1 protein-coding gene is annotated in these 300 nt (G+C 62.3%); it reads right to left on the reverse strand.

All coding sequences use genetic code 11. The features are described from left to right. Window positions 1–300, reverse strand: a 300-nt coding sequence (locus BK660_RS31790; protein ID WP_123436462.1) for an aminotransferase class I/II-fold pyridoxal phosphate-dependent enzyme, incomplete at both ends; no start/stop codon positions are given.

The raw sequence follows: 300 nt of genomic DNA on the forward strand, positions 1-300 counted from the left end.
CACTGCGCAACTGGGCGATGCGCAACCGCTTGCCTTCCACTTCGTCGGCCCAGAGGCTTTTCAGCTCCGGGTCGCCAAGAATGGTTGCGACCACGGCAGCCCCATGATCCGGTGGTGTCGACCACAGGTTACGGGCGATGTTGGCCAGTTGGCTGCGGATGTCCACGAGCTTGTCAGCGGTTCTTGCACAGACAATCAGCGCGCCGGTGCGGTCGCGGTACAAGCCGAAGTTCTTCGAGCAGGAGCAGGTGATCAGCACTTCCGGCCACGCGTCAGCGAACAGACGAGTCGACCAGGCAT

The organism is Pseudomonas brassicacearum, from assembly GCF_003732265.1.
Taxonomy (GTDB): Bacteria; Pseudomonadota; Gammaproteobacteria; order Pseudomonadales; family Pseudomonadaceae; genus Aquipseudomonas; species Aquipseudomonas brassicacearum_D.